The organism is Desulfocurvus sp., from assembly GCF_023230885.1.
Classification (GTDB): Bacteria; Desulfobacterota; Desulfovibrionia; order Desulfovibrionales; family Desulfovibrionaceae; genus Desulfocurvus.
Genome location: NZ_JALNWM010000259.1, coordinates 1 through 3,687, shown reverse-complemented (window position 1 = coordinate 3,687; position 3,687 = coordinate 1). Strand labels below are relative to the sequence as shown.

Here is a 3,687-nt window from a genome sequence, read left to right as displayed (position 1 = left end):
TTTCCTCGGCATACTCGCCGTAGGTCGACTCCTGGAACGCACCGCCGATGATGATCGGCTCCTTGGCGATGTGCGCGGGGGGCACCACGTCGAAGGTGAAGTTGGTGAAGGGGCTCTGCCCGCCCCAGCGCGACGTGGCGTTCAGGTTGTGCAGCAGCTTCTGGATCTGCTGCTTGACATCACCATAGTCCAGGCCGTCGTGGCGGATGAAGGGCGCCAGATAGGTGTCCACGTTGTTGAACGCCTGGGCGCCGGCCCATTCGTTCTGCAACGTGCCGAGGAAGTTGACCATCTGCCCGCAGGCGGCGTCGAAGTGCCGCGCGGGCTTGGAGGAGCAGCGGTCGTCGAGGTTGAAGCCCTCCAGCAGCAGGTCGCGCAGGCTCCAGCCGGAGCAGTATCCGGCCAGCCCGAAAGAGAGGTCGTGGATGTGGAAGTAGCCGTGGTTGTGCGCCATGCGCACCTCCTCGGGGTACTTCTCCAGCACATATCGTGCCTGGACGGCTCCGGCCATGTGCAGGATCAGGCCCTGGAAGGAGTGGACCATGTTCGAGTTCTCGCTGACGCGCCAGTCGAGATTGTCGAGATAGCCCTCGGTGACGCCGACGATGTCCAGGAAGGCCTGGCCCTGGCTGCGCAGCTCGCGGCGCTTCTCGCGATAGAGGATGTAGCGTTCGGCGACCTTGTAGAGCCGGGCTTCCATGAGCACCTGCTGGACCATGTCCTGGACGTGCTCCTGCTCGGGGGCGTCGGTGTCCGCCAGCTTGGCCTCGACCTTGCGGGCCAGGCGCTCGGCCAGGAGCGGATCCTTGATGCCGCTGCTGTTGAGGGCCTTGAAGATGGCGTCGCCAATGCGCTTGGTAGACCAGGTCTCGACGCGGCCGTCACGTTTGATGATTTGCGAAGGCATGGATTTCTCGCCGCGCGCCGCCGGTGCGGAATGGGGGCGCGCGTGGTCGCCGTTGGCGGCTGGAGGCGGCGGAACCGCCACAGCCCGGCGCCGTTTGGGGCGGGGTTATGCAGCATTCCCGGGCGGAGTCCGCGCTCCGTACGGGAAAATCGGCTTCAGGCAGGTCTTCTGGCTCTCCCCGGGCCCCTGCCGCCTTCCCGCGTCTGGCAGTGGCGGTTGGCAAGGGTCGCACCTTGGCGGGGGATCACAGCGGCGGGACCGCTCCGGTCTTGCACCGGATTCCCTGTTCGGGCCTGGCGGCCACCTGAAGGGCATCTGACGGGATGCAGCATAGGGAAGAACCGGAAGGAAGGCAAGACAGGGAAACCACCCGCCGCCGCCAGCGGACCGGAAGGCCCGCCGGGCGCGGCCGGACGGGCAGAACGCCGCCGGAAGCGGCCCGCGGCGCGGACACGGCGCAAAACCGCACCGGCCTGGATGTCTCAGACTTTTGCGTCCTTACAGTTGTGTAACAGGGAAGGGGAACGGCGCGGGCGGCAAACCGCACCGCGAGTGCGCATGTGGGGACACTATCGGGACACAAAACGGTGCAACGGATAAAAAACAGGCGCTTACGGGAACAACGCGTGTTACCGTAAGCACCTTATTCTCATATGGTACCCGGGGCGGGACTTGAACCCGCACAGCCTTGCGGCCCAGGGATTTTAAGTCCCTTGTGTCTACCAGTTCCACCACCCGGGCGGGGTGGGGTTTATTAGCCCGGGGCGGGGCGGCGCGTCAATGCGGGCTTGCCTTGGGAGCCAAAGGGTGCCATGAGCACTGCGCCGCCCGGGCCGTGCGCGCCGCCCCGCCCCGGGCCTGCGGCCTCCGGCCGGGCGGCGCATGGAGACCCCGATGATCCCCCACCTCCCCGACGCCACGGCCGCCCACGTCCGCCACGGCATCAAGACCGGCCTGGCCTGCGTGGCCGCCTATGGCGCGGCCCAGGCTCTGGGCCTGCAATTCGGCTACTGGGCCGCCCTGTCCGCCGTCATCGTCATGCAGCTTTCCGTGGCCGACTCGGTGCGCATGTGCTGGTACCGCCTGTCGGGCACGGCCATCGGCGCGCTCATCGGCGTGGCGGCCATCCTGGCCTTCCCCCACACCCAGGCCATGACCTACCTGGCCCTGTTCCTGGCCGTGGCCTTTTGCGCCTACATGACGCGCTACGACCCGCGCTACCGCATGGCCGCCATCACCACCTGCATCGTCGTCCTGGCCAGCCTGGGCCAGCAGGACCGCCTGTTCTTCGGCCTGGAGCGCGTGCTGGAAATCGCCATCGGCGTCGGCTGCGCCTTCCTGGCCAGCGTGCTGCTGTGGCCCCAGCGCGCCGGGCAGGAGCTGCAACAGCGCCTGCGCGGCCAGTTCACCCGGGGCGCCGAGCTGTACGGGCTGATCCTCGACGCCTTCCTGAACCGCCAGTCCGGCCTGGCCCCGGACCTGCTGGACGCCTTCGACGCCTCGGTGGCATCCAACCGCGACATCCTGCACAAGGTGCTGCGCCACGAGCGCCTGCTCTACCGCCACGACACCCGCGCCCTGGGCCTCAAGGTGGACACCCTGGATTCCTGCGCCCGCCACCTGCGGGCCATGCTGCACTCCCTGAACGACTCCCAGGGCCAGGGTTACGACATCCTGATGGAACCCGAGCTGCGCGCCCTGGCCACGGCCACCCAGGAGGCCATGCGCGCCGTCGGCCAGGGCGCCGCCCTGCACCCCGAGGCCCTGGAAGCCGCCCTGGAAGGCGCCGAAGCCCGCCTGGGCGAACTGCGCGAGCTGGGCGCGACCCGCCGCTTCCATCTGCACAAGCTCATGCAGTTCTTCTCCTTCTTCCACTGCCTGCGCTTCCTGGGCCGCGACCTGCTGCGCCACGCGCGAAACGGCGAGACCCCGGGCACCACGGCGGCCTGAGCCGGACAGACGGCGCAGGCCGCGGGCCACACCGCCTGCGCGGAACGGACGGGCGCCCCCGGCGGGGCGGCCACCGCCCCTTCGGCCCGGACCGGGCGAACGGCGGACCCGAAGCCTCCCGCCTCCACCCGGCTTGACCGCGCCCGCCGCGCACTGTACCTCCCGGCCATGCGCACCGCCCCCCGCCCCCGCATGGCCGTGCTCGGCCTGGACGGGCTGCCCCTGGCCCTGGCCCGGCGTCTGGCCGCCCGGGGCACGACCCCGAACCTCGCCCGGCTGCTCCCCGGCGCCGGTGCCCTGCGCGCCGAACTGCCCGAGCTGTCCCCGGTGAACTGGACCAGCTTCTTCACCGCCGCCGGGCCCGAAGAGCACGGCGTCTTCGGCTTCACCCGCCTGGACCCCGCGACCTACGCCACGGCGCTGACCGACGCATCCTGCGTGGCCGCGCCGACCATCTTCCAACGCCTGGGCGCCCGGGGGCTGACCAGCCGCGTGCTGAACCTGCCCGGAACCTACCCCGCCCGGCCCCTCAAGGGCATGCTCGTGGCCGGTTTCGTGGCTCCGGAGCTGCGCGGGGCGGTGTATCCGCCCTTCCTGGCCGCTCCCCTGGCGGCCCGGGGCTACCGCCTGGAGGCCGACACCGTGCGCGGCGGCGCGGACCACGACTTCCTGCTGGCCGACCTGGCCGCAACCCTGGACTCGCGCCGCGCGGCCCTGGCCCTGCTCTGGCCCGACCTGGCCTGGGATCTCTTCGTCTTCGTGCTCACCGAGACCGACCGCCTGTTCCATTTCCTCTACGACGCCGTGGACGACCCGGGCCACCCGCGCCA

General features: G+C 70.1%; 3 protein-coding genes, 1 tRNA gene and 1 riboswitch. Of the genes, 2 read left to right on the top strand and 2 right to left on the bottom strand.

Annotation, left to right across the window (positions count from 1 at the left end; translation table 11 throughout):
- Together nrdD and M0P34_RS14310 are read right to left on the bottom strand one after the other, a co-directional pair.
- Positions 1-907: anaerobic ribonucleoside-triphosphate reductase (gene nrdD, locus M0P34_RS14315; protein ID WP_291500320.1), on the bottom strand; the 907-nt coding region annotated here is incomplete at its 3' end.
- A 140-nt stretch (positions 908-1,047) separates the two neighbouring features.
- A riboswitch (cobalamin riboswitch) is annotated at positions 1,048-1,230 on the bottom strand.
- Between the two features lie 331 nt (positions 1,231-1,561).
- Positions 1,562-1,648 (bottom strand) — tRNA-Leu (locus M0P34_RS14310).
- 153 nt (positions 1,649-1,801) lie between these two features.
- Here M0P34_RS14310 and M0P34_RS14305 point away from each other — a divergent pair.
- Together M0P34_RS14305 and M0P34_RS14300 are read left to right on the top strand one after the other, a co-directional pair.
- Positions 1,802-2,857 (top strand): FUSC family protein, encoded by a 1,056-nt coding sequence (locus M0P34_RS14305; protein WP_291500318.1) that lies wholly within the window; start codon positions 1,802-1,804, stop codon positions 2,855-2,857.
- Between the two features lie 168 nt (positions 2,858-3,025).
- Positions 3,026-3,687, top strand: a 662-nt coding sequence (locus M0P34_RS14300) for an alkaline phosphatase family protein (protein ID WP_291500317.1), incomplete at its 3' end; no start/stop codon positions are given.